This is a genomic window from Paenibacillus sp. lzh-N1 (assembly GCF_002872435.1).
In the GTDB taxonomy this organism is placed as follows: Bacteria; Bacillota; Bacilli; order Paenibacillales; family Paenibacillaceae; genus Paenibacillus; species Paenibacillus polymyxa_C.
Genome location: NZ_CP025696.1, coordinates 2,060,301 through 2,085,575, shown reverse-complemented (window position 1 = coordinate 2,085,575; position 25,275 = coordinate 2,060,301). Strand labels below are relative to the sequence as shown.

The following is a 25,275-nucleotide window of genomic DNA, read 5'->3' as shown; positions in this document are numbered from 1 at the left end:
GGGTTGGGATTGTCTTTTTTGCATATAACTAACAGATTCCACTCCAGTTTCTATTACTGTTTCTATTGCACATCCTGTGAGTTTCACTTATGATGGTGAACAAGTATACGAGTGCATAATTATTCGTCATACCTTAATCGCATAGCCTGGAAATAGGTGTCTGTTCTATTCAGATCAGACTTAAAAGGGAAGCCGGTGCAAATCCGGGACGGTCCCGCCACTGTAAACGGGGAATGTTCAGCTACTCATACACCCACTGGTCCAAAGACCGGGAAGGGATGCTGAACGTCATGATCCGCAAGTCAGGAGACCTGCCTATTTTAACAACATCGCAGTACCTACGGAAGATAGGGAGGTGTTAAGAGCAGTCGCCGTATTTTTGAATTTTAATCGCGGAGGCATTCTTTCCCCTACTCATTTTTAGCCTTGGGGACAGAATGCCTTTTTTGGTACGTAAAAATAAACTGGCTACCAGTTAGGAGGAAACCTACATGTCCATTAACGAACGATCTGCATTGTCGGGTTTGATTAGCAGTAATCTGGGTTATCCGCGTATTGGTGGGAACCGGGAATGGAAGAAAGCACTGGAGCGCTTCTGGCAGGGTAGTATTGACGAAAGCGAACTGCATAGTGAGATGAAAAGATTGCGTCTGGAGCATCTGAGCAAGCAACGTGACAAAGGGATTGATCGCATTCCTGTCGGAGACTTCTCCTATTACGATCACGTGCTGGATACATCCGTGATGTTTGGTCTCGTCCCCGAACGCTTCAACTATCGTTTTACAGGTCCAGTTCCTCTATCTGTGTATTTCGGGATCGCACGTGGGCAGAAGGGAGCTACTGCCAGTGAAATGACCAAATGGATGAATACCAATTACCACTACATCGTTCCCGAATTGGCGAACGCGGCTCCGGTGCTCACTGAAAACAAACCATTACTAGCTTATCGTGAAGCAAAGCAGGAGCTAGGCATTGAAGGTAAACCGGTTCTCATCGGTCCCTATTCATTTGTTGTTTTATCCAAAGGCTATGATCGTAAGGATCTCGCTTCTATTATACGAACCTTCCAGCCTTTATACGCCCGAGTCTTGTCAGAGCTAGCAGCAGAAGGCGTTCAATGGGTCCAAATCGATGAACCTGTCCTGACCACCTCATTCCCGGCAGAGGATCTGGAGATTATTCAGGAGGTCTATGAAGCTTTGACCCAAGCTGCACCCTCGTTGAACATCATGCTGCAAACCTACTTTGGCAGCCTGGACCATTATGAGCGTCTGACTGAACTTCCGGTACAGGGACTGGGTCTTGATTTTGTATACGATGATGGCGAAAATCTTCAGCATATATGCCAGCATGGCTTCCCTAAAGGGAAAACGCTGGGTGCTGGTGTCATTGACGGACGCAATATCTGGCGCAGCGACCTGAATGCCGTGGCTGCACTGTTGGACCAGTTAGCAGAACAGACCACTGCCGCACAGCTTATCGTACAGCCATCGTGCAGTCTGCTGCATGTGCCGGTCAGTCTGGACGCAGAGCATAAGCTGGACCGAGAACTGGTGCATGCACTAGCCTTTGCCGATGAAAAGCTGGATGAAATCGCAGGCTTGACGGCTGCACTTGGCAAGCACGATCCATCCGCACTTGCCAAGCTTGAGCAAAGTTCGGATGCGGTAGCCCGCTTCAACCGCTCCGCGGCAAGGGTACAGACAGCTGCCGATTTGGCCGACCTGCTGGCAAAAGAGCCACTGTCACGCAGCGTTCCTTTCGCCGAGCGCCGGGTGATTCAGCAAAATAGGCTGAAGTTGCCCCCACTACCTACGACGACCATCGGCAGCTTCCCGCAAACTGCTGAGGTCCGCAAGGCCCGTCTGCACTATCGCAAAGGAGAATGGTCTGCCGAGCAATATCGGACATTCATCCAACAGCAGATCAAGGAATGGATTGATATCCAAGAGGACATTGGCATAGATGTGCTTGTACATGGGGAATTTGAACGGACCGACATGGTTGAATTTTTTGGCGAAAAGCTGAAAGGCTTTGCTTTTACACAAAACGGGTGGGTGCAGTCCTACGGCTCCCGCTGTGTTAAACCGCCGATCATTTACGGAGATGTGTCGTTCGATCAACCTATGACCGTGGAAGAGACGGCATTTGCTCAGTCGTTAACCTCCAAGCCAGTTAAAGGGATGCTTACAGGCCCTGTGACCATTTTGAACTGGTCCTTTGAACGTAATGATATTCCACGCAGGCAAGTAGCTTTGCAGTTAGCTCTGGCATTACGGGCAGAGGTAGAGGCACTCGAACAAGCGGGTATTAGCATGATTCAGGTGGATGAACCCGCAATTCGTGAAGGGCTTCCGCTGAAAAAAGAACAACAGCAGGCCTATCTGGATTGGGCTGTTCAAGCCTTCCTTGTGACCACGGCCACCGCTCAGCCTGCGACCCAAATCCATACACACATGTGCTATTCCGAATTCCAGGATATGATCCAGTCCATTTCAGACATGGATGCCGACGTGATTTCTATTGAAACCTCTCGTAGCCACGGAGAACTGATTGTTAGCTTTGAGGATCAGGTTTACGACAAAGGCATCGGCCTGGGAGTTTACGATATCCACAGCCCGCGCATTCCTGATGTATCAGAAATGCTAAGCATGATTCAGCGTGCCTTGCGCGTACTGCCATCAGATTTGTTCTGGGTTAATCCAGACTGTGGGCTGAAAACCCGTACCAAGGAAGAATCTGTTACCGCATTGCGGCAAATGGTACAGGCGGCTCAAGCAGCCCGTGCCGTGCTGTCTGTATCCAACTAATATTTTTATCATATCCAATCGCGTCATCATGTCCACCATATCTTATTCCCTTTCGGTCTTTCTATTAGAGACCGGAAGGGGGTTTTATTTATTCCAAGTCATATAATGTATATGCACCTTGAATATGCTCGATTTTCATCTGCTTCAGATGTACACCTAAGCCATGCTCTCGATCCCAGGAACAACTAAAATTCAAATATAGTTCATCCTTTTCCGATGAGTCGGAAATCAGTATAGATATAAGCTGCATTCGATCCAGCAATTGCTCTGGTCGCTCCACATAAGGCGCATATTCATTAGGGTCCTCTCCCCATGAGCTGTATGCCTTCCGATACTTTTCCACTATGTCTACATAATAATGGTGTATGGACTCCAATACTTGAGGATGGATCTCTGACGAACATGCCATATACGTCTCCCATGTCTTTTTTTGCAGCTCTGTAGGTTCTTCTATAGTCTGTACCTGTTCTTCAGAGTCGGCTCCCACGATAAATTCAGCTTCTACCTCCGATGCCTGCCCGCAAAAATCGAGATGTACCACACCACGCAGTACAACCTCCTCCGACACATCCCAAGTCTCATCATCCTGTTCCAATTCCCTATACCAGTGTTTCCAGTCCATCCTTTATCCACCTCTTCATCATAGGTAATCTTTAACTCTATTGAACACTTTACAATCTATCATTTTAATGAATGAAATTAAAGTAACATCCTATGGGTGCACCCAGCCAGAAATCGAGAATTTTCCAAATGAAACTACTTTATTCTACAAGATTCGCTATTCATGTAAGCCTTAAAGAAAGAAAACCAGCCCATTTTGACCCGAAGATTTTATTATTAAAAATTTAGTACCTTGCATTAATCAGTACATGATGTTAAATTATACCTGACTACTGATTTATAATTAGTACCTGTGACAAATTTGCACAAACACACGTTTCTTCCCCTTATTCCGAACGACACCTATGAATTATGATTACATCAGGAAGGGAGCATCGCTCGTGAATGTGAACATCCAATTCAAAAAAGGGGTACTGGAACTATGCGTTCTAGTTCTAATTGGACGTAGAGACCGCTATGGCTACGAATTGGCTCAAGCCGTCTCCCGTCATATCGAAGTAGCAGAGGGAGCCCTATATCCACTGCTTCGCCGTCTGGTATCAGAGGGATACTGCACGACGTATTTACAGGAATCGACCGAGGGTCCGCCCCGTAAATATTATCGGCTAACCGATACCGGTAGCCATTATACAAGACTACTTACACGGGAATGGAATGATTTTGTCCATCATGTCGCAAGCCTACTGGAGGAAGGAAATTCCGATGAATAGAAAACAGTTTCTTACAGAGGTGGAACAGCGTCTTTCTCCTCTCCCTGCAGAGGTACGCCATGAGCTGCTTAGTGATTTGAGCCAGCATTTTGACTACGGCTTGGTTAATGGCAAAAGCGAAAGTGAGATTGCCCATGAGTTGGGGAACCCAGAGGATATTGCCCGAGAAGCATTAGATGTTCCCAATGCAGGCTGGAACGCTTCTCCTCCGCTTCGCCAGGGCAGCTTTGCACGCAATATTTTTACTTTCCTAGGGCTGTTGTTTCTCAATTTGCTAATCTCCATCCCGATTATGGCTACCCTATGGGCAGTATGGGCTTCATTGGCTGTGGTATCGATCAGCTTCATTGTAGCCCCCCTTCTCGCTGTTACTGATTATGCGCTAAACAGCACCTTTTACCCGGCCAAATTCTTTTTCTCTATCACGTTGACGGGTATAGGTCTATTGCTGCTGCCTGGAGTACGTTACCTCTTACTCCTTATGGTCAAGAGCACAGTACGATACTGGAAATGGAATCAGATTACCCTGAGGGGAGCTTACTAAAAACATGAATAAAAAGTGGTTTATTGCAGCAGGTCTGTGCATTGTCATCGGTGCAGCCGGAATGGTGGCCTACGGTGCTCCATGGAATCAACAAGTAATGAAAGAAACAACAGCTATAAATAAAAGGTGGACATTCACACGTGGTCAGCTACAAAACCTGAAAGTGGACAGTTCTGATGATGTTTCTATTTTGTTCACTCCTGGCTCTGGCGACCAAGGTACGATACGCATCAGCGGAGAAGTTCAAACAAAAGTAGCCGACCAAATTCATAATGCCCAAATTGAGAACGGTAAACTTACCATTCAATCGGAGCCGGCCCCTTCCTTGTCATTCTTTTCGATCACTCCTGATTTGGATCAAACGATTACCGTAGAGATGCCCTCTGGCGAAACACTAACTGACCTACAGGTAGATGCACATTCAGGGAATGTAAAACTTCAAGATGCCTCTGTGAAAAATACTTCTATCACCGCTACTTCAGGCACTGCCGAGATTACAAACCTCCGGAGTACCCACCTGATCGCAAATCTAACGTCCGGTAACTTTATAGCCAGTCAGCTTACTGCAGATATGGAGCTAAAGCTTACTTCAGGAGATGTCACCATCCACGATTATAGCGGTAATGGTCTTCTCTCCCTAACCTCAGGGGAGACAAATATTACACAACGTGCCGTAGCCAACTTGGAAGTGAATGCTGATTCTGGTGACGTGAAGATTAAGCAAGCTCCCGATTTTAAAGGTGTTTATAATGTCCGATCTGACTCTGGGAGTATCAATACTCCCGAATCTGTTCCCGGTAGTGTGAACGTGATTAAGGTCGAAACCACTTCAGGGGATATTGATATTTCCAAATAGAGACCTCTAAATGAATGCCTCATTAGAGGCGAAGTTTGGTTCAAGGGGTTCAACCTAGTATAATGAAACCATGTGCTCAGATGCACAACCACGTTATATAGTGATAAGGAGGAGACTGGATGGAACTTAAGAACAAAACAGCCATTATTACAGGAGCCAGCAAAGGAATCGGTAAGGCAATTGCCGAAACCTTGGCCAAGGAAGGCGTTAATCTGGGGTTAATCTCACGCACATTGACCGACCTACAAAAGCTGCAGGATTCACTGGGGAGTACATACGGTGTGAAAGTGGTGAGTGCTGTTGCGGATATATCCGATCGCACACAGGCCGCTGCCGCTGTAGCTTCACTGGAGCATGAACTGGGTGCCGTCGATATTTTGATCAACAATGCAGGCATCGCCACCTTCGGCACAGTCGCAGATATGGACCCCGAAGAGTGGGAACGTATTATTCGCGTAAACCTGATGGGAACCTATTATGTGACACACGCCGCTCTTCCAAGCATGCTGGCGCAACAGAGCGGAAATATTATTAACATTTCCTCCACAGCAGGAGAACGAGGTTTTGCAACAGGCTCTGCATATTGCGCATCCAAATTTGCTTTGATGGGATTCACGGAAGCACTGATGCAGGAAGTTCGCAAATCCAACATTCGGGTTACCGCGCTGACACCAAGCACGGTCAATACAGAATTGGCTGTAAATGCGGGATTGCCTATTGGTGACGAGGACCGCATGCTTCAGCCGCAGGATTTGGCCGATCTGACGTTAGCTGCATTAAAGCTGCCGCCACGGGTTCAATTAAAAGTAGCCGGCATTTGGACAACCAACCCACAGTAATTCGACATGACATCTTAGATTCATTGGCTGCACCAAGCTCCGGCAGACGTAATTGTTCGTCATGCCGGAGCTTTTTTTAGGATAGCTATACCAAAACAAACTTTAATATAAGCGCTTTCTACTTCCAGCATACATAACATACAATTCCTGCAACCATAAGCGCATTCCAAGAAAGGGGAAAAATGATGAAGAACACAGGAATGACACGACCACTAGACCATTTGGGACGCATTGTGCTACCCAAAGAACTACGCACTTCTATGAATATTAATATTGGAGATGCCCTCGATTTTTTTATTACACCAGAGGGACTGATGATTCGCAAATATACAGGGGTTTCTTGTTATTTTTGTGGCGCCGTTGATCATTTAAGCTATTTCAGAGATCATCTGATCTGCAAGAGTTGTATTGAAAACCTGAAGAGCGATAATCCCTCCAGTCATTTGAGTGAAGCACGTCCTGTCCAGCCGAAGAAAAGAAGAAGCTACAGGAATCAGAATGAGCTCCTGAATAAACTAAAGCAGCTCATGGAGGAATACCCTAATGTCTCTCAAAAAGAATTAGCCGAAATGCTGGAATTGTCTCAAGGTCGTGTGTCACAGCTTAAAAAGCTGCTCCTTTGAATCTGTCTGTCCACCTCGTTTGTTAAAAACTAATAAAAAAAGAGCCTAACGGCTCTTGGATCATTCATCATTACGCAATGTCAGACTGCTCCATAATCGGGACTCGATAGGCAAGCAGGGACTCGTCTATTACGGCAGAAATAAACGTTGCTTCTATTTCAGGCACCAGTCTAAGCGCATAGTTCCATGCGTTTTCCTCAATTTGCAGCGCAAGCCGTTGCCGGGTCCCGATCCTGTTCTCTTGCTCCATCGCATCGGAGAGGCCCTCTAATTCAGTATCGGCGGCGTGCCCGATCTCATGCGCAAGCACAACCGTAAAATATTCCTCAACCCGATCTGCGCTGCCGAACATCTGTAAACATTGTGTTTCGATAACATCCGTATACATGGTAATGGCGTGAGCATGCATGGCATATTTGCCCCCAATCAGCCGTCCACCAGGAAAACGTTTCTCCAGCTTAACTGTTACGCCTATAGCAGCTCGTTCCAAAAGCTCAGCGACAATGCGCTCTGCCTGATTTCTCTCCAACTTAGCTTCGCTCCTCAAACCAAGATATATAAAGTTATATTTACGATATAACTTATGAAATTATGAATGTACTCATACAATACACAGTACGATATTATACCTTTTTACAAAGGAGAATACCATGCCAGAAGATTATTATATCGGCTGGGGAACGCTTGCCCTTATTAATGCCGGCTTGGCACAGTCCAAAAATCGGAGCAGGCTTAGCTGGTTTGTGCTCTCACTACTCATAGGGCCGATCGCGACCCTATTGATCGTTGTATGGGATAAACCGGAGTCCAGATCCAACAATTAGTCTCCCGTTAGGTTATCCAGAATGAAAAGGACAGCCTTGCGGCTTCTGCGGCAGCGCTGCATCTGTTGTTGGTTTAGCCTGTCTCGTCATATATGGCTTTTCCTGAACTCCGAAATTCGGCTTCACGAGCCGATTATCGTAAGAACTATGAAAAATATGCGTGGTTGCTGGTGACAACGGTGGGATCAGCCACGTCCAATTACCTGTCAGCGCGCGACCAGCCTTGGCTTCCCGTTCCTCAAACAACTTGAATTGTGCTGCTGCGGTATGATGATCGACAATGCTGACCCCCGCTTTTTTAAAAGAATGCAGCACAGCAATGTTCAACTCTACCAGCGCCCGATCACGCCATAGCGTTGTTTCACTCGTCGTATCCAGCCCCATCAGTTTTGCCACCTGTGGCAACATATTATAGCGGAAGGTATCCGCAAAATTACGGGCACCGATTTCTGTCCCCATATACCAGCCGTTAAATGGAGCTGCTGTATAGATGATACCGCCAATCTCCAGCGTCATATCTGAAATCATAGGCACAGCATACCAGCGCAATCCCAGAGAGGCTATATACGAGAGTTCCGGATGCTCAATGGGCACCTCCATCACCAAATGTTCAGGAATATCAAAGAGCTTGGGAGGTTGGCCTCCCGCTTCCACAACTAGCGGCAATATATCAAAAGCAGTCATTGCTCCTTGCCACCCCAAATCCCTACAAGCATTCGTAAAATCCACCGAGATCGGGTCCCCGATGACCCCTTGATCCGTTTCATATCCAGCATAACGAATGAGTTGATGGTTCCAGATACGAATATCCGGCTGGCCCGACTGGGAGGCGCGAAATACAGTAAGCGTAGGCTTAATTTTACCGCCATTCGTCCCTATGCGGATATGCTCCAATAGCTCGTGAACTACTTGCGTCGCATCTGACGCTCCACGTGCATCCCTGACCAAAAGCTTGTCCCAAAACAAGCGACCGATACAGCGATTGCTATTCCGCCAAGCCATAAGTGCCCCGTGTTCCAGCTCTTCGTAAGTATGATCGTACGTTCCAATAGTCTCTATGTCGTGACGAATATCAAGAAGCCGGGCTTCCGCATCATCGCGGCTTCGGCCCAGCTCCTCATAACATGTATATATAAACTGCTCCGCTTCATGCAAAAGCTGTTGTTTCACTTCCACAACCTACACCCCATCCCGGTAGCTCACTTCCTTATGAGCCTATGGTCTTCCATGCCTATTCGTCATTATACTCCAGCGGCAGGCTGGAACCAACGGGATGTATAGCTTGTTCACCTGATCTCCATATCCGTGGAAATCACTCCCGGAAATTTATCCTAAATATGCGGTAAGCATCCAGATATGTTTATCCATTTCTTCTCTCAAGCCATTCAGAAGATCCTCTGTTGCTTTGTCCTGTGCCGCTTCTGCTGCTTCCATACCACTAGCCAATTCAACAGTAATCGTTTTAAAATCAGCTACAACGGCCTTCACCATATCTTCAGCTGTCTGCTCGCCTGCGGACTCCTGAATAGCTGACAGTTGCAAATGCTCCTTCAAGGTCGCAGCAGGACGACCGCCAATAGCCAACAAACGTTCAGCAATCGTATCCAGATTAGCTGTTGCTTCATTATAAAGCTCCTCGAATTTAGCATGCAGTGTGAAGAATTTAGGTCCTTTTACATACCAGTGAAAATAATGCAGTTTTGTGTACAGTACAGACCAGGTAGCCACGTGACGGTTTAAAGCTTTGTGCAGTTCTTGAATAGCCTCTTGTGTAGGTGCGTTCGTATGATTTAATGTACTCATGTTTAAAATCCCCTCTCGTTATTATCATTAATATAGTTGGAGTGATACTCGCTAGCAGTAGTGTCTGATTTTCTTCTAAATCCCATGCGTGAAACCAAAAAATATTCAACAATTAATTTAGACTTAATCTAAATCCTGTTTTAATTATAACACTATCTATGTGTTTTGCAAGACCTTATTATGGTTAAATCATGAAGATTACGTGAATTGATCGACAGGCAAACGCTTCATACAAATTCGCAACCCACCTCAATAATCTAAACACAGCAAAAAAAGAGCCGCCCCGTAAAAGGGTCGACTCTTTTTTTATTCTTGCATTTCCGAAGGGTTTACAATCAAGGGTACAACTTTGCCTGCGTTTACATCAATCAAGCCGTGATCGGTAATTTTCAAAGCCGGGCTGACTGGCAAAGAATGAGTACTCAGCGACATGATTGGATTGTAATGGCGATAGCCTAGCGACAGTAAGGCTGAACGCAGTTCCTTTACGTGGGCAGCAACCATTTCTAGCGGTCCCTCTGTTAAAATTCCGCCCACTGTTAACGGTAAATGGGACAGCACCTTGCCATTTTCAACTACACAAAAGCCCCCTTGGCTGGATAGAACCGTATTCGCAGCCAAAATCATATCTTGCTTGTTATGCCCCACGACCAGCAAGTTATGGTTATCGTGCGAATAGGTGGTTGCCACGGCTCCACGTTTAATCGTATCTCCCCCGATCAAACCGTAAGCACGGTTGCCGTTCTTGCCATACCGCTCAAACGTAGCAATGAGTCCATGTTCACCATGTTCCCATACCAGTTCACCCTGCTCTACTTGGGCAGGTGCAATTCGTTCGCTTGTAAAAGTTGATCCATCCTTGACCATCATAATACGGCATTGATGTGTGCCATCAGCTACATCCAACTTCACAGTAAAATCCTGCTCTGTGAGTGGATTGAGCTTTACACTTTGATAAAAGTGGGCAGGGAACTGGCACTTTACCTGTGCCTGATGATATTCCTCAAATTTATCAAATACCTTATGACCGTCCTTATAGACTTGCTCCACATCAAACTGCTCCAGATCCGATAGTAGCACAAAGTCAGCTATTTTCCCTGGCGCAATTGTCCCGCGATCATGCATGCGCATCCGGGCAGCAGGAGTAAACGTAGCTGCATAAATCGCATCCTCAGGCTTCATGCCCATTCCGATCGCTTTACTTACAATATGGTTCAGATGTCCCCGCTCTACGAAAGAATCCGGCATTACATCATCCGTTACGAAGCAAAAATGTTGTGCCACGTCCTCCTGAATGAGATAGTCCATCACCTCAGGGGTCATGGATTTTTCCTGGATCTCAATAAACATCCCGGCGGCCATTCTTGCCTTCATACCTTCAATACTTTGGTGGGTATGGTCTGAGCCTATTCCTGCATAGATCAACTGATGCAGATCCAGATCAAGCAACTGCGGCGTATGGCCTTCAATGATCAGCTCTGGGTAGTGCTCACGAACATGGCGTAAGATGCGGTTCGTCTTGCTCTCCGGATCACGAATGACATCTACATAATTCATAATTTCACCCAGGCAGATCATCTCACCCGTTTGCAACAAAGTATCAATCTCGGGGATGTCAATCTCGCCCCCTGAGGTTTCCAATGGTGTCGCTGGGACAGAGCTAGGAATTCCGTAAAACATATCAGCCACGCAATCTTTGCTGGCCTCCATCATTTCCTGAATACCTTCCAATCCGAAAACATTCGCCATTTCGTGCGGTTCCGGTACAATCGTCGTGACCCCATTGCGAATGAGTCCATAGGAAAAGGTTGCTGGGGTCACCATTGTACTTTCGATATGCAAATGGATATCGATCAGGCCGGGAATCATATATTTCCCGTGCCCCTCCACAATTTCAGCAGCCTCGAAAGATTCCAGACCACGCTGACCGATATACATAAACTTGCCGTCAAGTATAGCAACATTGCCTACCTCGAACGTCTTGTAGTAACTGTTATACACCTTAACTTGTAAAATCATTTTGTCTGCACGCATGATGTATCTCCTTCATTGAACCCGCTGATTATTGGACCAGCACCATTTTGTCTGCCGGAAAATGCAGGGTAACCCGTTGACCACTCAAGTAAGGCGTATCCATTTCCTGATTAGCCGTAAAGTTTCCCTTCGCTGTCTCTACCACATACTGATAGCTGCGCCCTAGGTAAGTACTTACCTTAATGACACCAGAAAGCTCATTTTCTCCTGTCTCGTTGCCTTCTGTTCGAATGACCAAATCATCCGGGCGAATAGCGCCTTGGCGAGCCCCTGGCTGGACTGTGCCCTGATTACGCACTACGCTAAACGAAAGGTCGCCTGTATTCAGTCGAATACGTTCTCCTTCTTCAATGCGCTCGTCAAAGCTTAGAAAATTATTAAACCCAATAAAGCGGGCAACAAATTCGGTCGTCGGATATTTAAAAATGGTCGATGGAGCGTCTAATTGCTCGATGTTCCCCTTATTCATAATCGCAACCTGGTCAGAAATCGAAAAACATTCCTCCTGATCGTGCGATACATACACGGTGGTGATGCCTAGCTCCTGTTGAATACGGCGGATTTCTACGCGCATATTTACACGCAGGTTAGCATCCAGGTTACTCAGAGGTTCATCAAACAGCAGCAGATCAGGTTCAATTACAAGCGCTCGCGCAATCGCGACACGTTGACGCTGCCCGCCTGATAATTCGCCAGGGAAACGTTTTTCGAATCCCCCCAAGCTAACCGTATCCAGCATAGTCATAACGCGTCGTTTCACATCATCTTCTTTTACTTTACGTAACCGCAAACCAAAGGCAACATTATCAAAAACCGACAAGTGCGGGAAAAGCGCATAACTTTGGAATACAAAACCGAAGTTCCGTTTATTCACTGGAACCCGGGTATAATCCTTATCACCAAACAAAAATGTTCCTTGTTTAGCTTCGAGAAATCCTGCAATAAGACGAAGTGTAGTCGTTTTGCCACAACCACTCGGTCCGAGCAACGAGAGCAATTGCCCTCGTTCGAGCTGCAAATCGAAATCCTGCAAGATCAGTTGGTTGTCATAAGCGACCGAAACGCGATCCAGAGTAAGCAGTGCCATAAGGTTGAAGCCTCCATTACCTTTTAGTGAAGTAAGACAATCCCATCAGTCGTTCAATCAAGAACATCAGGATACCCGTTAAAATCATCAGCATAACCGAAATCGCTGCAATCGTCGGATCAAAATAATTTTCGACGTAAGTCAGCATTTGAATAGGCAGGGTGCTGAAGCCCGGTCCTGTCATGAAGACGGAAATGTCGACATTGTTGAATGATTCCAGAAAGGCAATCAGGATAGCCGCAATAATGCCTGAGCGGATGTTGGGTAGAACCACCTTGAAAAAGGTTTCCAGCCGTCCAGCTCCCAAACTAAGCGCTGCTTCCTCAATCGCAAAATCAAAGTTAGACAAGCTGGATGCAATGACTCTAATAATGAACGGCAGCATAATCACCGTATGTCCGATCAAAAGTCCAGCGTATACCGGTAAATGGTACACAATGATCAGATAACGCAGCAGTGTAAATCCAAGCACAATACCTGGTATAAGCAACGGGGAAAGGAACAAGGCATTCAGTGCATCCTTCCCGCGAAACGAAAACCGACTAAGCGCATAAGCGGCTGGCATACCGATTAACAACGCCAAGATATTGCCCAGCAGAGAGACGACAATCGACGTTTTGAACGTGGACATAAACAAATCCACTTCAAAAATATTTTCATACCAGCGCAAGGAAAAGCCTTGCGGAGGAAATTTTAATACTGTGCCCGGCTCGAAAGAAGTGACCGATATGATCAACAGCGGACCGAGCAGAAAGATGAAGACCAGCAGGCTAAAGAAGCCTAGTCCGTAATGTTTCTCCCGCATATCCACCTACCCCTTCGGATTGAGTTTATGGGCCGCCTTATTTAAGAGACCGACCACGATAAATGTAATAGCAATCATAATTGTTGCGATAACAGAGGCTAAAAACCAGTCGTTAAGCGTCATCGCATTTTGGTACAAAAATGTAGCGATAACCCGCTGTTTCCCTCCCAATAGTGCTGGGGTCGTATAAGCTGTCAGGCTGCCTACGAAAACAAGAATGCTTCCAATGATCAGACCCGGAACAGACAGCGGGAATACAATTTTACGAAATGCGCTGAATCTGGAGGCTCCAAGACTCTGAGCAGCATGGACAAGATCACCGTCAATATTTTCAAGCACACCAATCAATGAAATAATCATCAGCGGTAAAAACAAATGGACCAGACCAATAATCATCGCTGCCGGAGTGTACAAAATATTTAGCGGCTCATCCACGAGTCCTAAACTCATTAGCACGTTGTTTAATAACCCCTTGCGACCCAAAATGACCATCCAGCTGAATGACCGCACCACCGGACTCGTCAACAAGGGAAAGATAGCCAGCGCCAGCAAAATCCCTTTACGACGCGGGGCCTTTTGTGAAATATAATAAGCCGTCGGAAAACCGAGCAATACGCATACGAGGGTCGTTACGACACTGACCTCCAACGTAGTCAGCAATATTTTCAGAAAATAAGGGTCCTTGAAGAAATGGAGATAGCCTTCTAGGGTGAATGAGCTGTTCTGTACGAAGGTCGAACCGATCGTCAACACAATCGGAATGACCATGAACACCGCCAGAAAGAGCAAACCTGGCAGCAGCAGCCAATACAAGTATGTTTTCTTCATGGGTAGCTCCTTGCGGTTATCAAAATGTTATTCCTTGTTCAGCACCTGGATAAACAGTTCCAGAAAAGCTTCACTGTCCACCTGCTCGCACACGTTCATATTGGGACTATGATTGAGACGGTTCTGCACATCTCCTACCGTTTGTCCGTCACATATGCGACTGGAGGTTTCCACGTCCACATATAACAGCGAGGTATCTACTAACCTCGAATTCAATGCCACACCTACGGCAAGCGGGTCATGAAGCGCACACGCTTTTACGCCGTTGCGTTCTTCATAACGCTTGGTATACACGGCCGTGCTTTCAGCTACATAATTACGAATCTCTGGGCGGGTCAGACGAGCAACATGATCCGCAGTCAGCAGTGCCTTGCGTGTTACATCCAGACCAACCTGTATCAATCGACTAAATCCAGCGTGAAATACGATCCGTGCGGCTTCAGGATCAGCGTACATGTTATACTCCGCTACAGGTGTAATATTGCCGCACCCGTGAATAACACCGCCCATAAAAATGACCTCATGAACGTGATCCGTCAGATCGGGACACTTCAGCAACGCCAACGCCAGATTGGTGAGCGGTCCGGTGCAAACCAGCGTTACTTCCCCCGAGTGAGCCATCACGGTCTCAATGATGATATCCGGTGCAAAACCTTCAGATGCAGAGATGGCTGGGACTATTCCACTCAATGCACCTCCGATGCCGTCTTCTCCATGAACACGGTGCTCGTGCAGGCCTTTTCGTATTAATGGAGCCTCTGCCCCCCGGAAGACCGGAATATCCGGTCTTTCCAGCAGGTTGAGGATTTTGCATGTATTCAGTGTTGCTTGTTTAAGTGAAACATTCCCGCATACCGTAGTAATCGCTTGGATATCCAGCTGACCACTTTTGGCCGCAAGTAAAATACCCAACGCATCATCAATGCCTGTATCTACATCTAATATGATCTTTTTCATTATTGTGTAACTTCCCGGTTCCAGCGATCTGTCCATGCCTTGATATGGTCGTTAACGAATTTCATATCCAGCTTGGTCAGCTTATTCACTACATCTGCACCATACGTAATCCCTTGAGTATCTGCACCGGATAGTACTACCTGTGTGTTCACCGGAGAATCAACCTTTGCCTTGGCGGATTTTTCTTGAACTTCCTTGCTCAGCTGCCAGTTGATAAATTCCTCAGCCAGCTCCTTCTGGTCGGAGCCTTTCACTACATTAATCGTGTTCATGACTGCATAAGCACCCTCACTAGGAGCTACAAATTTCGCCCCTGGCACGGCAGCCTGCAAATCTTTGAAATACATTTCCATAATCGGGCCGCCTGCAATTTCCTGCTGGCTAAACATGTTTACGAACTCGGACGTTTTACTATAAAACTTAACAATATTCGGACTCAGTTCCTTCAGCTTCCCAAAGGCTTGGTCTTCATTAAATTCCTTGCTACCCGCTACCTTGGAAGCCGCGTCTACCATCATCGGGCCAGCCGTTGCCGTAATATTCGGCAGAGTCACGTTTCCTTTGAATTCAGTGCCCCACAGATCGGCCCAGGAGGTCACGTCTTTTTTCACCAGCTCTGGATTATAGGCAATACCAAGGCGTCCAACTGTATAAGCAGGGCCATATTCCTCACCCAGTGGTGCTTTGGCAATATCATAAATTTGGTTCAAGTTTGGCACTTTACTGCGATCCAACTTCTCGAATAGCCCCTGTTGAATTCCCTGTTGGGCATAATAATCAGACAGATAAATCAGATCGACATCAGTACTGCCTTGACTGATTTTGTTCAATCGTTCCGCATTATTTCCGATTTCTACAACAATATCAACGTTATGTTCCTTTTCAAAAGGCTCGTACACTTCTTTATTAAAAAAGTCCTCGGAGAAGCCCCATGTGGAAATAACTAGTTTCTTTTTCCCATCAGCTGAGCCATCTTTTCCATCTGTCTGACCACTAGTAGCATTGCTGCCGCAACCTGCCAGTACCACAGATGCCAAGGTCACAGCCATAAATCCTTTAAACCACTTTTTCATATGAAACTCCCCCTGTTTTTTTATTCTGCACACCTTATGACACAAAAAAGAAAAGTACTCTTGTAAAACAAGAATACTTTTCTTCGTAAACAAAGAATAAGTTGATCCCGCTGCGCGTTATAACAGGTTCTCCCCTCAGATAGATCCGAAGCGAAAAGCCGAATATCCAATTTTATTAGGACTCTTTCAGTATGATGTTCGTAATGGCCCACTGCGTTGCTGAATCATAGTCGCGCAGTAAAGCTTCTATATCGAGCTCCATATCCTCAATCAGCTTCTCGCGAAGTCTCTTCTTATACAGCATGGACATTCGGAAATCCACTTCCAGCTTCAAGCCGGGGGCTTCCACTTCCAATGCCGCCGAGCGTGGAGAACGCCGGTGCTTCGCTACAAAGGTAACAATGTTGTTCTCAACGGTGGCCCGCAACAGCGTGGTCCCGAAGCCGAACAGTTCCTTTGAAACTTCATTGTAAATCTGGCACATCCGCTTTTTGCTTTCGTTACTGTCGAGCAGCGTCATGAACCCACCCTCATCAGCATATTACGTACAATCAATCTCTTAACACGATAGATTATACATAAATATACGCTAAATAGCAAACGAAAATCCCTGATTCAATAACGTATATCGCGAAAAAGCGAACAATATGTCGAAGTTTGTAGCTTTGCGACATTTTTATACTTACTGATCTCAAAAATCTCGGTTTAGATCCATCCTACCAAAGGGCCGATAACAACGAAAGGAAACAATTTACTATTTCCATTGATCAGATGAAACTTACATTAACTGTAGCTCATACAACAATGCTCCAACATAACAGCAACCTTAAGATGCAGACTTCAAGATTACTATCGCCGCATTCCGTGAGATATTTTTTTCCTTCTACTATATATGTAGTATATATGTAGTTTTTATGTACACACAATTAAACCGTACCCCGCAGAAGTCTCCTAGCGATAGTACGGTTCTTGTAAGTTATGTAGCTGGCCACAACAGCATAAAGTTAGCTATGATATACGCCTGTCACCATTGTGCTGCCCGTTTGCGTCTCTCCTCACGCCGATCAGCTTCCTCCATTTTGCGAATATAACGCTTCAACTGCTCTTTATGCTCATCCAACTCGTGGATCCGTAATGTGGTTCCTTGGAGAAACGCCTCCATTTTGCGTGTTAATTCAGCAGCTGATTCACCTCGCCAGTCTTGGAGACGACCATATATGTTTTTCATCTGCTGCTCCTGATGCTGAAGTCTTTGCCTTAGCTGCTCGCACTGCTGTACAGCTCTCCGCAGATCCCCCAGGCTCAAAGATATTCTGCTCATCTCTTTCGCCTCCTGTTGTGTTCTTCCAGCTGCTCTTTCTTATTGATCCACCATCGTAAATTCCTGGCCCTTACGATCGATATACTCTGCTATCTCTGTGATCGACTCTTGATACCAGCGATTAATTCGATCCAGTGTCGCCGTAGCACTATGCGCAAGCGGGGTCAAAGACTGGCTTTCACTTGTCCCGATATGAGCCTGAAATAACTGAATGGACGCACGGGTATCACTGGAAAATCCATGTAAGCTAGAACGCATCTGATTTGCCGCATGCTTTAGCTCTTCGGGTGTTAATTGAATTGTGCCCCCATTTTTGTTGCCTACAAAATAAGCTCCACCATTAGCGCGGTCATTTTGGCCTGCTCCCATCAAATTCACACCGAGTGCATTAGCAGCAAACTGCCCGAAGGCACCTAATTGTCCCCCGTAGCGTTCGATCAAATTGCCCATGACTTGCTTAAGCTCTGCCTGTGCGGCCAGCATTTGCTCGTACGCCTGCACCCGCGGATTACCTTCTACCAATTGTCCGTCCATAGTGTACAGCGGATTGCTGATATTGCCGTTTTCATCAAATGTGAAATGCTCCATGCTATGCGTTGCTTCTCCAAATACTGAATTATAGAACTTCGTAATCGGATCTTGCTGCATCATAGGCAACGTAATTGGGATATAGACAATGGGAGACCATTTGGGTCCCAAAAAAAAGTCAGCCCACTTATTTTCCCTTTTGACTGGTAATGAAACAGGAACAGTGATTTTGGCTTCATTAGCTGTCTTATAATCATTGTCTATAAAGTAGGTTGCACCCACATGTGGCTGTGCATCATTAACTCCCGAACCAATAGTATCTTTCGGATTGACATAAGCGACATTCGTCTTTCGAAAATCGCCATTTTCCACCTTCTTTTGAAGATCATCCGGTAATAGATGTACAATGCTTGGTGGATTATAACTGACGGATGACAGTCCGTTCCGCACCGCCACATATTCTGCCTCCGCTCCTCCCAGAGAATGGCCTGTGGTCGTTATTTCAGCAGAGGGATACTCTTTTTTTACAACATCATATAGATTTTGAGCTTGTGTAAATTGATTATTCTGATATTTTTCCTCATATTGAAGAAATGCAGTTTGCACTTGTGGTGGGAGTTTGGCCACCTCTTCCTTATTATTTTCATAATATTGATGGACTTCTTCCAACGTTTTCGCGCGTCCTCCGACGACATCGCTAAAATCCGTTCCCCAGTCCATCGCCACGCTCCACTTGGGCCGATCCGGAGGTTCTGTACCTCTATAACCGATGATCACCTGATTGGTTTTTTCGTTATGGAATACGGTCGCATCGAATCCCGAACCGTTCGTGTCATGCAGCATAGCTCCTTCGGGTTCAACAATCTTCCAATCAGGAAGGATTCTGCTTTTAGAATCTTTAGCAGTCAACTCCCGGTCATAAACTCTATCTGCAATGGTCCAATATGTTTTGTCGTTAATGTAGGTCAAGTTATTCCCACCTTGTCTATTGTGTAAATATATTATAGAGTTATGAAAAAGGTGATTACCAGAAAAGGAGAATTGTAACTTGAACAGAAAAATCCCACTGATTCTGGCACTTATTTTAATTGTTATGTATTTAGGAGGTTGTTCCAGCTTGTCCGACAAAGAGAAGAAAGAATTAGTAGACGTCGCTACTCCCATCGGCGTGGAGTTTATTAAAGAACACTATAATGCCGATTTTATACTAAAGGATTATACTGTGGATGATCCTGCTGTCCACTCAAGGATATATCTGTATGGGTACATTAAAGGTCACGAAGACAGCAAGATTACTATTTATTACAGTTATAAAACCAAAGAAGTAATCGACGTCTCTGGGCCAGATTGGTTTATCGACAGCGAAGTTCCCAAATACAAGACCCCTTCTTCCTGAGAAGGGCTATTATAAATTTCACCGTCTAATTTTTCCCAAATTAAGAAGTAGTATAATTATAGTGCATCCTATTTACGAGCGATATAGCCGGGAGGAAAAATAAGTATAAAGTCATTGGATTCAGTATTTCTGGTCATAGTACATAGCTTAGGCGGAATAGGTCTTTGTAACTGTATGTTAGGAGAAAATTGCACAGATGAACAAATAAGGCTCCTTAGGAGCCTTATTCCCTCGTTGTCTGACACATTTACCGTTTTTCACTTTGGGTGCGAGGCTGATTTATATGAATAAAAGGATATTCGCCTTTGCTTATTTTACGTTTCCATTCTTGGACCATATCTTCCTGGGTCGACGGTTTCTCATTCACGATTGCTCCTGTAGTTACTTTAGCCATGCTTCCCCCCCCTCTCTTGGTGGTTTTATTTACTGCGTCTTTATCTTTTCTCCAGTCATTTTAATGTTTCCGTCCATTTCAACCAAACTCGTTTTACATTTTAAACCGATGGCATCTTTGGCTGTGACTTGTATTGTGTTACCCGCATTGAGTACTAGGTTTCCATCAGCCTTAACACGGATGTCCTTTTTACTCCGCAATTCGATGCCGTGGTCATCTAGCAGTCGAATCACCACTTCATCGTCGTTCCCCGTGATTAAAATTTCATTTTTCTCAAAAATAATGGCTTTGCGGTACTTGGTCATAAAGATCTTCGTGGACGGGTCCTGAATAAAGTCGCCCCCTTTGGATCTCTTGCGGATTGAATGAGTAACAATGGCGTCCTTTTCTTTAGCGGTCGGAAAGTAAATGTCTACAAAGTCAAACAACTCCGGCATACAGTACCATCCTGTATTTCCTTCCGATGTATAAAATGTAGCCGTTGGGAAAGCGTAGGTTTCCTTAACATTCGGCTTGATCTTATCCATTTCATAAAAGAAAACCTTCACATGGTCCTGCTCGATTCCAATAACCTTCGATTTTAACGAGATGCCACGAATGCTCTCATTTACAATCAAATCCTGCTTCATTCCATCCAATGTAGTCAGCACATATTCATGCCACAAAGCACTATGGCGTATAAACGCAACCGATTGCAGGACGTATAATGCTTTCCCTTTAAATTTAACCTCCGCCCCAATTTGCAGTAGGACATCTCTAGCCCCTGTCGTTTGCACTTTATAATATAGAAGGTTGTCATCCTTGCTGGCTCCTGGTTTGGTTTTTCTGGTCATGGAGTAGTTATACTGCCTGAGCTCAGGCTGATTGACGCCATCCGGTAATCCAAAATAAAACTGAGGTTTTTCACCAATCGGATCAGGTATCAGTCCCCAACCGAGCCGAGACGCTATACGTTTCAAAAACGACCAGTCCGTTTCGTCGAATTGCATCGTAAATTCCTGTAAAAGTTGATCCTTCAAGCGGCTCGTACAATTGGCTTTGGGATAGGATTTGAGCACGTGTTCAAGCAATGCTTGCAGCTTCATCTTTACATTTTGAAAAGATTTTCTATGAGGTATTTCATCCATCTGGCATGTATAAGAAAGAGCTTCGACAACCAAATGAGCTACATTGGATACCATCTTGATTCTGAACTGCGTGACTGGCCCTCGAAATAGCACACTCTGGTTATGATCGTCATTCATATATGAAACAACTAACTTCGCCCCTGCCTCCATATGATCTGTATATTCTTCCATTTGAGCACCCGTTAATACACCTGTCAAAATGACCTTCACATGCTCATTCATTTTCTGTACAACTTTAACTTTCGGATTTTTAAGAGATAAAACTGTTCCGTTATACTTGATGATTGGATATCCCATGTTACCGCTCCTTTTTGTCGGTTAGTTTACGTTTATCCGTTGTTTGCTTACGTATTGAATGACATCTTTAATGGTTCGATTATGTCCCTGATCGTTAAGAGTCTCATCTAATGCAGGGATTGTGGTAAAAGTTTTATTTTTTTTCTGAAAATATATGTCCGCTATAGGAAATGGTTTTGCACCATCTGGTCCAGACCCCGTTTCATAATAAGCGATAATGATAGCGTCTTTTAATCCATCCTTATTTAGATCCTTGAATGCCACTGCTTCTACGCCTTCATCAGCATACCACCATTCATTTCCATATAAATCCGGAAATGAATAAATAACCCGTTCTCGGTCATCTAATAGAAAGAAGTAGTTTTTAGGAATTTCATCTTTTTTTGTTTTAGTCGATACAAACCGTACTTTCCCAAAGCCTTCGAAAGTAGTTTGAAAAGACTGCGACTCTTCAATTTCATATTGGTCAGTATTCAATTTCTGTTCATTTACAACGGTAGCTGGCTGATCAACGACAGAACTTAGCTCAGTCCATAGTTCTTTATTTTGCTTAATATTATCTGGAATCTGTGCAAGACGAATTTCATATTCCGCATGGTCCCCTACTGCATGAGCCACAGGGATACTAATACCTAATGAATCACTTGTGAGGTAACTAAACGATTCCATTTCTGCTTCCTCAGGCGAACCTTTGGTTACATCCGCGTTTGCTAACAATTGAATCAAATCATCTTTTGTGAAATCACTAATTAATCCTTGTTGCTCCGGCTGAACAGCTGTAATCTTTCCGCTTTTTATAAGCTCAATAAAAGATTTCTCGACCTTTACCAGATCCTTCAATTTTATTCTTGAAGCCTGCTTCATATCCAGGTTCGTCGTATAAAACATATGACTAGGATAGGCTGCGTCCTTCACATAACAAACACCAGTATATTGAACGCTCAAGAATCGTTCACTTTGTCGTTTGATCTCATAATCGATTTCGACATGGACTCCAGAATTGGAATCCGCATAGTCGTGTAATCCTTCTAAAGCTTCGGTCTTAAGAATTTGGTTTAAAGATTTTTGCTTTGCAGTATCCTTGAGTTTTGTAATTTGAGGATATTTAATAATGATCCCATTTTCCGAATATTTCTCTTGAATGAGTTCATAGCTTGGCTGATTATCCCGAACATCATTACCTTTACTGTTTTCAACGCGAATTGAACTTACATCTTTTGGAACTTTTCCGCACGAGGCCATTATCATTAACACAAGTATAATAAATGCTATTTTTTTATAATGAATTCTAATCAAGAGCTTTCCCTCATCTCACAACGTTAAGAATAAATTCATTTGAAAATATTCTCGCATTTCTTGTAATACATTTCTCTATCTTTTAATCCATTGTACCCGCCATTAACTTTTTTAGTAATTTGCCTTACTGTTGCACCTTTGTCACACAGAGCATTCATATTATGCTGCTCCCACCAAAATCCTGCGCTTGTCCAAGGATAATGTTCTGCAACATATTCCACACCTTCCATAACTTTAGGATCATTTAAAGCAGTAGATAGTTTTTGATAATTGTGTCGTCCTGTTAATTGAATGTATCCCCCACCTTTATACTTAGGGCCATCACCTTTATAAATATTGCCCAAATCCTTTCTCCCTTCATATTTCTTGCCACTTGCAATTTCTTTTGTATAGCGACCGCCAGCGGATTCATGACTACATTGACTTATAAAATGTCTTATTCTGGCCGGTGTTGTGATATTGTATCTTTCCAAACAATTGTTCAGATCGGTTATCATCGCTTTACTTATTTTAATCCAACCAAGTTGTTCTAGTTGTTTCACACTAACATATTGCTTTGATTCGTTTACGGCTGGAACTTCTTTGACTTCCGATTTATTAGATTTCACTTCCTTATCTATTGGCGGCGCCTTCTCTGTGGTATCGATCAGTCCCAACTTCTCACGAATGGCTTGTCCCGCCTTCTCAGCAGCTAATTTTTCCCTGATATTCCCGCTTGCCTCCGCAGTCATCCAACGAACGGTTTCTTTTTGCATTTGCTCTTGAGCCCATTTGGGGAACTTAGCCATTTCACGTAATTTGCTTCGCAGCCCCTCTGCCAGCTTTTGCGCTTTACGCTTACCAACCTCGTCACCATTGGCTTGAGCAATATACCAATCTTCTTTGTATTTACGCATCCAGGTTTGGGCCCAGTCGGGGTAATTTAGTTTTTGTTTTTTCTGTTCTGCTGCAAGATCAAATGCCTGTGCTTTCCTGTGTGCATTAGCAGTTGTTAAAGCTTTCAACATAGGAGTTGCATCAAACGTTGGCTCTTTCCATTTCATATGTCTTTCTCCTTTTTTACGAATACTAAAAGAATCGTATCTCTGACATACAGGTATCGTGATATTTGCTTCCTCGCTCTACGGCCTCAATCGTTATTTTCACGAAAGAGGTATGAATGGGGTTATCAAGAAATTCGTTGCTTATAAAATCATTATCTATCACCCTGGTCTGCCCGTTTGAAAACTCCAGTTTCATTCGTTTAACTCTATTATTTGCTTGAAAATCTTTGGATGACTTGGCTAAACCATTAAAAAGTTCAAACCCCTTCAGTTCTTGCATAGAGCCGAAATCAATTTTGATCCACTCCCCGATCCCGTCTCCTTTAACTCCTTCACACCAGGCTGTACTCGTATCTCCGTCCATGATGTTTTGGGCAGCATAGGAATTTCCTGTTTGGTCTGGAAGTGTAGAAGAGGCAATGATTTTCCGTGCCGGGATACTTTTTCGATATTTCATTAAATCCGTTGTTGTTTGTATCCATTGTGTAGGGGACACGTTATAGCCTATCCTGTGAAATAGATTGGAGTATTTTATAGGCAGACCTGTTGGGATGTCTCGTTGTTGCATTTCACCCTTCGAGTTCAAATAAGCAACCCTGTGGTTATCCGAGGTTATAACAGGAGAGTTTGTGGCTTTCATTAATAACCTCTTCTCTCCTGTTCTGATATTGAGCAAATACGTCTTATCAAGATCGTAAGAAGAGAGCAGTAAATTATCGTTATAAAGCCACTGCTCAATCTGTATGCCGTCTAATCCTGACTTGATTTGTTGGATTAGCTTGTTCTTGGACAAGTCATAGATCAATATATTATGGTTACTATTGACAAGGGCAAATTGGTTACTGTCAGGTGAGAACACGGGAAGAACGAGATAGTGGCCATCGTTTAAATGTCCTAATGCTTTAGTTTCCTGCCCCTGGTTCATATAATAAAAAAAGGCTGCATCATCTGTGTAAACACACTTGCGTAAGTCAGGAGACATAACAGCGTAGTCCCTATTCGGCACTTTAAATTCAGTTATTTTCTTTGTGGTAGACAGATCAAAAATTTTAATGATTAAATAATCCAAATCCTGCGATTCTCTACATAAAGCGATACGCCTGCCATCATCCGAGAACTCCTCAAGATACAGTTCATTTTCAGGATACGCTTCACCCTCACTTACATATAATTCATCTATAATGTCATCTAACTCAATATAGGTATTGCCTGTAGGATCATCCATATCAGCGAGATAATCCACAGGCATGTTTCCATTTTCCGCTTCAAACAACAACCAATTTATGGGCCTTTTTGCTGGAGGAAGTTTCTTGGGCTGAGAGACAGCAGCATGATTTTCATTCTGCTCCTGCGCTTTTTGACCCTCATTCGATTGTATACACCCGCCTAGTATAGAAAAGATCAAGACGAGCAACGCAATTTTATTTATCTGCATCATAGATTTTCCTCATTTTCTACA

General features: G+C 44.5%; 26 protein-coding genes and 1 riboswitch. Of the genes, 8 read left to right on the top strand and 18 right to left on the bottom strand.

Annotated features, from left to right (window positions below; translation table 11 throughout):
• The first annotated feature begins 137 nt into the window (after window positions 1-137).
• A riboswitch (cobalamin riboswitch) is annotated at window positions 138-333 on the top strand.
• A gap of 158 nt (window positions 334-491) precedes the next feature.
• The gene (gene metE / locus C0638_RS09435; RefSeq protein ID WP_058711238.1) at window positions 492-2,810 is read left to right on the top strand and encodes a 5-methyltetrahydropteroyltriglutamate--homocysteine S-methyltransferase; all 2,319 of its coding nucleotides are present in this window, start codon (window positions 492-494) and stop codon (window positions 2,808-2,810) included.
• A gap of 88 nt (window positions 2,811-2,898) precedes the next feature.
• Here metE and C0638_RS09430 read toward each other — a convergent pair whose 3' ends face one another.
• Window positions 2,899-3,432 carry a DUF6985 domain-containing protein gene (locus C0638_RS09430; RefSeq protein ID WP_058711237.1) on the bottom strand — a complete coding sequence of 178 codons (534 nt, stop codon included), beginning with the start codon at window positions 3,430-3,432 and terminating at the stop codon, window positions 2,899-2,901.
• Window positions 3,433-3,811: 379 nt separating this feature from the next.
• On the opposite strand from C0638_RS09430, the gene C0638_RS09425 reads away from it, so the two are divergent.
• The 5 genes from C0638_RS09425 to C0638_RS09405 all read left to right on the top strand — a co-directional run bounded on the left by C0638_RS09425 (window position 3,812) and on the right by C0638_RS09405 (window position 7,003).
• Window positions 3,812-4,141 (top strand): PadR family transcriptional regulator, encoded by a 330-nt coding sequence (locus C0638_RS09425; RefSeq protein ID WP_013373556.1) that lies wholly within the window; start codon window positions 3,812-3,814, stop codon window positions 4,139-4,141.
• A complete protein-coding gene (locus C0638_RS09420; protein WP_058711236.1) occupies window positions 4,134-4,685 on the top strand; it encodes a DUF1700 domain-containing protein in 552 nt (183 codons plus the stop codon). Before C0638_RS09425 ends, C0638_RS09420 begins: the two co-directional genes overlap by 8 nt.
• A 4-nt stretch (window positions 4,686-4,689) precedes the next feature.
• Window positions 4,690-5,541 carry a DUF4097 family beta strand repeat-containing protein gene (locus C0638_RS09415; protein ID WP_058711235.1) on the top strand — a complete coding sequence of 284 codons (852 nt, stop codon included), beginning with the start codon at window positions 4,690-4,692 and terminating at the stop codon, window positions 5,539-5,541.
• A gap of 119 nt (window positions 5,542-5,660) precedes the next feature.
• Entirely contained in the window at window positions 5,661-6,380 is a 720-nt protein-coding gene (locus tag C0638_RS09410; RefSeq protein ID WP_013373559.1) for a 3-ketoacyl-ACP reductase, read from the top strand.
• A gap of 185 nt (window positions 6,381-6,565) precedes the next feature.
• On the top strand, window positions 6,566-7,003 hold the full coding sequence (locus tag C0638_RS09405) for an AbrB/MazE/SpoVT family DNA-binding domain-containing protein (RefSeq protein WP_013373561.1): 438 nt from the start codon (window positions 6,566-6,568) through the stop codon (window positions 7,001-7,003).
• A gap of 70 nt (window positions 7,004-7,073) precedes the next feature.
• Here the strand turns inward: C0638_RS09405 and C0638_RS09400 are convergent, their stop codons facing one another.
• Window positions 7,074-7,532, bottom strand: a complete 459-nt coding sequence (locus C0638_RS09400; RefSeq protein ID WP_058711234.1) for a hypothetical protein — start codon at window positions 7,530-7,532, stop codon at window positions 7,074-7,076.
• Between the two features lie 121 nt (window positions 7,533-7,653).
• Between C0638_RS09400 and C0638_RS25345 the strand changes: the two genes are divergently transcribed.
• A complete protein-coding gene (locus C0638_RS25345; RefSeq protein WP_167346971.1) occupies window positions 7,654-7,827 on the top strand; it encodes a hypothetical protein in 174 nt (57 codons plus the stop codon).
• A gap of 12 nt (window positions 7,828-7,839) precedes the next feature.
• Here C0638_RS25345 and C0638_RS09395 read toward each other — a convergent pair whose 3' ends face one another.
• The 11 genes from C0638_RS09395 to C0638_RS09345 all read right to left on the bottom strand — a co-directional run bounded on the left by C0638_RS09395 (window position 7,840) and on the right by C0638_RS09345 (window position 19,232).
• Window positions 7,840-9,003 carry a nitric oxide synthase oxygenase gene (locus C0638_RS09395; protein ID WP_058711233.1) on the bottom strand — a complete coding sequence of 388 codons (1,164 nt, stop codon included), beginning with the start codon at window positions 9,001-9,003 and terminating at the stop codon, window positions 7,840-7,842.
• Window positions 9,004-9,153: 150 nt separating this feature from the next.
• Window positions 9,154-9,630 (bottom strand): Dps family protein, encoded by a 477-nt coding sequence (locus tag C0638_RS09390; protein WP_013373565.1) that lies wholly within the window; start codon window positions 9,628-9,630, stop codon window positions 9,154-9,156.
• Between the two features lie 306 nt (window positions 9,631-9,936).
• The gene (locus C0638_RS09385) at window positions 9,937-11,664 is read right to left on the bottom strand and encodes an adenine deaminase C-terminal domain-containing protein (protein ID WP_058711232.1); all 1,728 of its coding nucleotides are present in this window, start codon (window positions 11,662-11,664) and stop codon (window positions 9,937-9,939) included.
• A 28-nt stretch (window positions 11,665-11,692) separates the two neighbouring features.
• Window positions 11,693-12,751 carry an ABC transporter ATP-binding protein gene (locus C0638_RS09380; RefSeq protein WP_025676792.1) on the bottom strand — a complete coding sequence of 353 codons (1,059 nt, stop codon included), beginning with the start codon at window positions 12,749-12,751 and terminating at the stop codon, window positions 11,693-11,695.
• A 16-nt stretch (window positions 12,752-12,767) separates the two neighbouring features.
• Complete coding sequence (locus tag C0638_RS09375) at window positions 12,768-13,556, bottom strand: ABC transporter permease (protein ID WP_013312456.1); 789 nt, start codon at window positions 13,554-13,556, stop codon at window positions 12,768-12,770.
• A gap of 6 nt (window positions 13,557-13,562) precedes the next feature.
• Window positions 13,563-14,384, bottom strand: a complete 822-nt coding sequence (locus C0638_RS09370) for an ABC transporter permease (protein WP_013373568.1) — start codon at window positions 14,382-14,384, stop codon at window positions 13,563-13,565.
• Window positions 14,385-14,411: 27 nt separating this feature from the next.
• Window positions 14,412-15,341 (bottom strand): nucleoside hydrolase, encoded by a 930-nt coding sequence (locus tag C0638_RS09365; RefSeq protein WP_025676789.1) that lies wholly within the window; start codon window positions 15,339-15,341, stop codon window positions 14,412-14,414.
• Window positions 15,341-16,414: an ABC transporter substrate-binding protein gene (locus C0638_RS09360; RefSeq protein ID WP_013373570.1), complete on the bottom strand. Its 1,074-nt coding sequence runs from the start codon at window positions 16,412-16,414 to the stop codon at window positions 15,341-15,343. Before C0638_RS09360 ends, C0638_RS09365 begins: the two co-directional genes overlap by 1 nt.
• Window positions 16,415-16,589: 175 nt before the next feature.
• Window positions 16,590-16,934, bottom strand: a complete 345-nt coding sequence (locus C0638_RS09355) for a hypothetical protein (protein WP_013373571.1) — start codon at window positions 16,932-16,934, stop codon at window positions 16,590-16,592.
• A 504-nt stretch (window positions 16,935-17,438) separates the two neighbouring features.
• A complete protein-coding gene (locus tag C0638_RS09350) occupies window positions 17,439-17,735 on the bottom strand; it encodes a WXG100 family type VII secretion target (RefSeq protein ID WP_058711231.1) in 297 nt (98 codons plus the stop codon).
• Between the two features lie 39 nt (window positions 17,736-17,774).
• Window positions 17,775-19,232: a lipase family protein gene (locus tag C0638_RS09345; protein ID WP_058711230.1), complete on the bottom strand. Its 1,458-nt coding sequence runs from the start codon at window positions 19,230-19,232 to the stop codon at window positions 17,775-17,777.
• Between the two features lie 79 nt (window positions 19,233-19,311).
• Here C0638_RS09345 and C0638_RS09340 point away from each other — a divergent pair, with 79 nt between their 5' ends.
• Window positions 19,312-19,659: a hypothetical protein gene (locus C0638_RS09340; RefSeq protein WP_040102645.1), complete on the top strand. Its 348-nt coding sequence runs from the start codon at window positions 19,312-19,314 to the stop codon at window positions 19,657-19,659.
• Between the two features lie 247 nt (window positions 19,660-19,906).
• On the opposite strand, the gene C0638_RS25340 is transcribed toward C0638_RS09340, so the two are convergent.
• The 5 genes from C0638_RS25340 to C0638_RS09320 are packed head-to-tail and all read right to left on the bottom strand — an operon-like array spanning window position 19,907 to window position 25,254.
• Entirely contained in the window at window positions 19,907-20,053 is a 147-nt protein-coding gene (locus C0638_RS25340) for a hypothetical protein (protein ID WP_013373577.1), read from the bottom strand.
• A gap of 29 nt (window positions 20,054-20,082) precedes the next feature.
• The gene (locus C0638_RS09335) at window positions 20,083-21,477 is read right to left on the bottom strand and encodes a hypothetical protein (RefSeq protein ID WP_058711229.1); all 1,395 of its coding nucleotides are present in this window, start codon (window positions 21,475-21,477) and stop codon (window positions 20,083-20,085) included.
• A 21-nt stretch (window positions 21,478-21,498) separates the two neighbouring features.
• Window positions 21,499-22,773, bottom strand: a complete 1,275-nt coding sequence (locus tag C0638_RS09330) for a DUF4163 domain-containing protein (RefSeq protein ID WP_233902302.1) — start codon at window positions 22,771-22,773, stop codon at window positions 21,499-21,501.
• A 35-nt stretch (window positions 22,774-22,808) separates the two neighbouring features.
• Window positions 22,809-23,816 carry a glycoside hydrolase family 19 protein gene (locus tag C0638_RS25630; protein ID WP_233902301.1) on the bottom strand — a complete coding sequence of 336 codons (1,008 nt, stop codon included), beginning with the start codon at window positions 23,814-23,816 and terminating at the stop codon, window positions 22,809-22,811.
• A 25-nt stretch (window positions 23,817-23,841) separates the two neighbouring features.
• The gene (locus tag C0638_RS09320; protein WP_058711228.1) at window positions 23,842-25,254 is read right to left on the bottom strand and encodes an NADase-type glycan-binding domain-containing protein; all 1,413 of its coding nucleotides are present in this window, start codon (window positions 25,252-25,254) and stop codon (window positions 23,842-23,844) included.
• Between the last annotated feature and the right edge of the window lie 21 nt (window positions 25,255-25,275).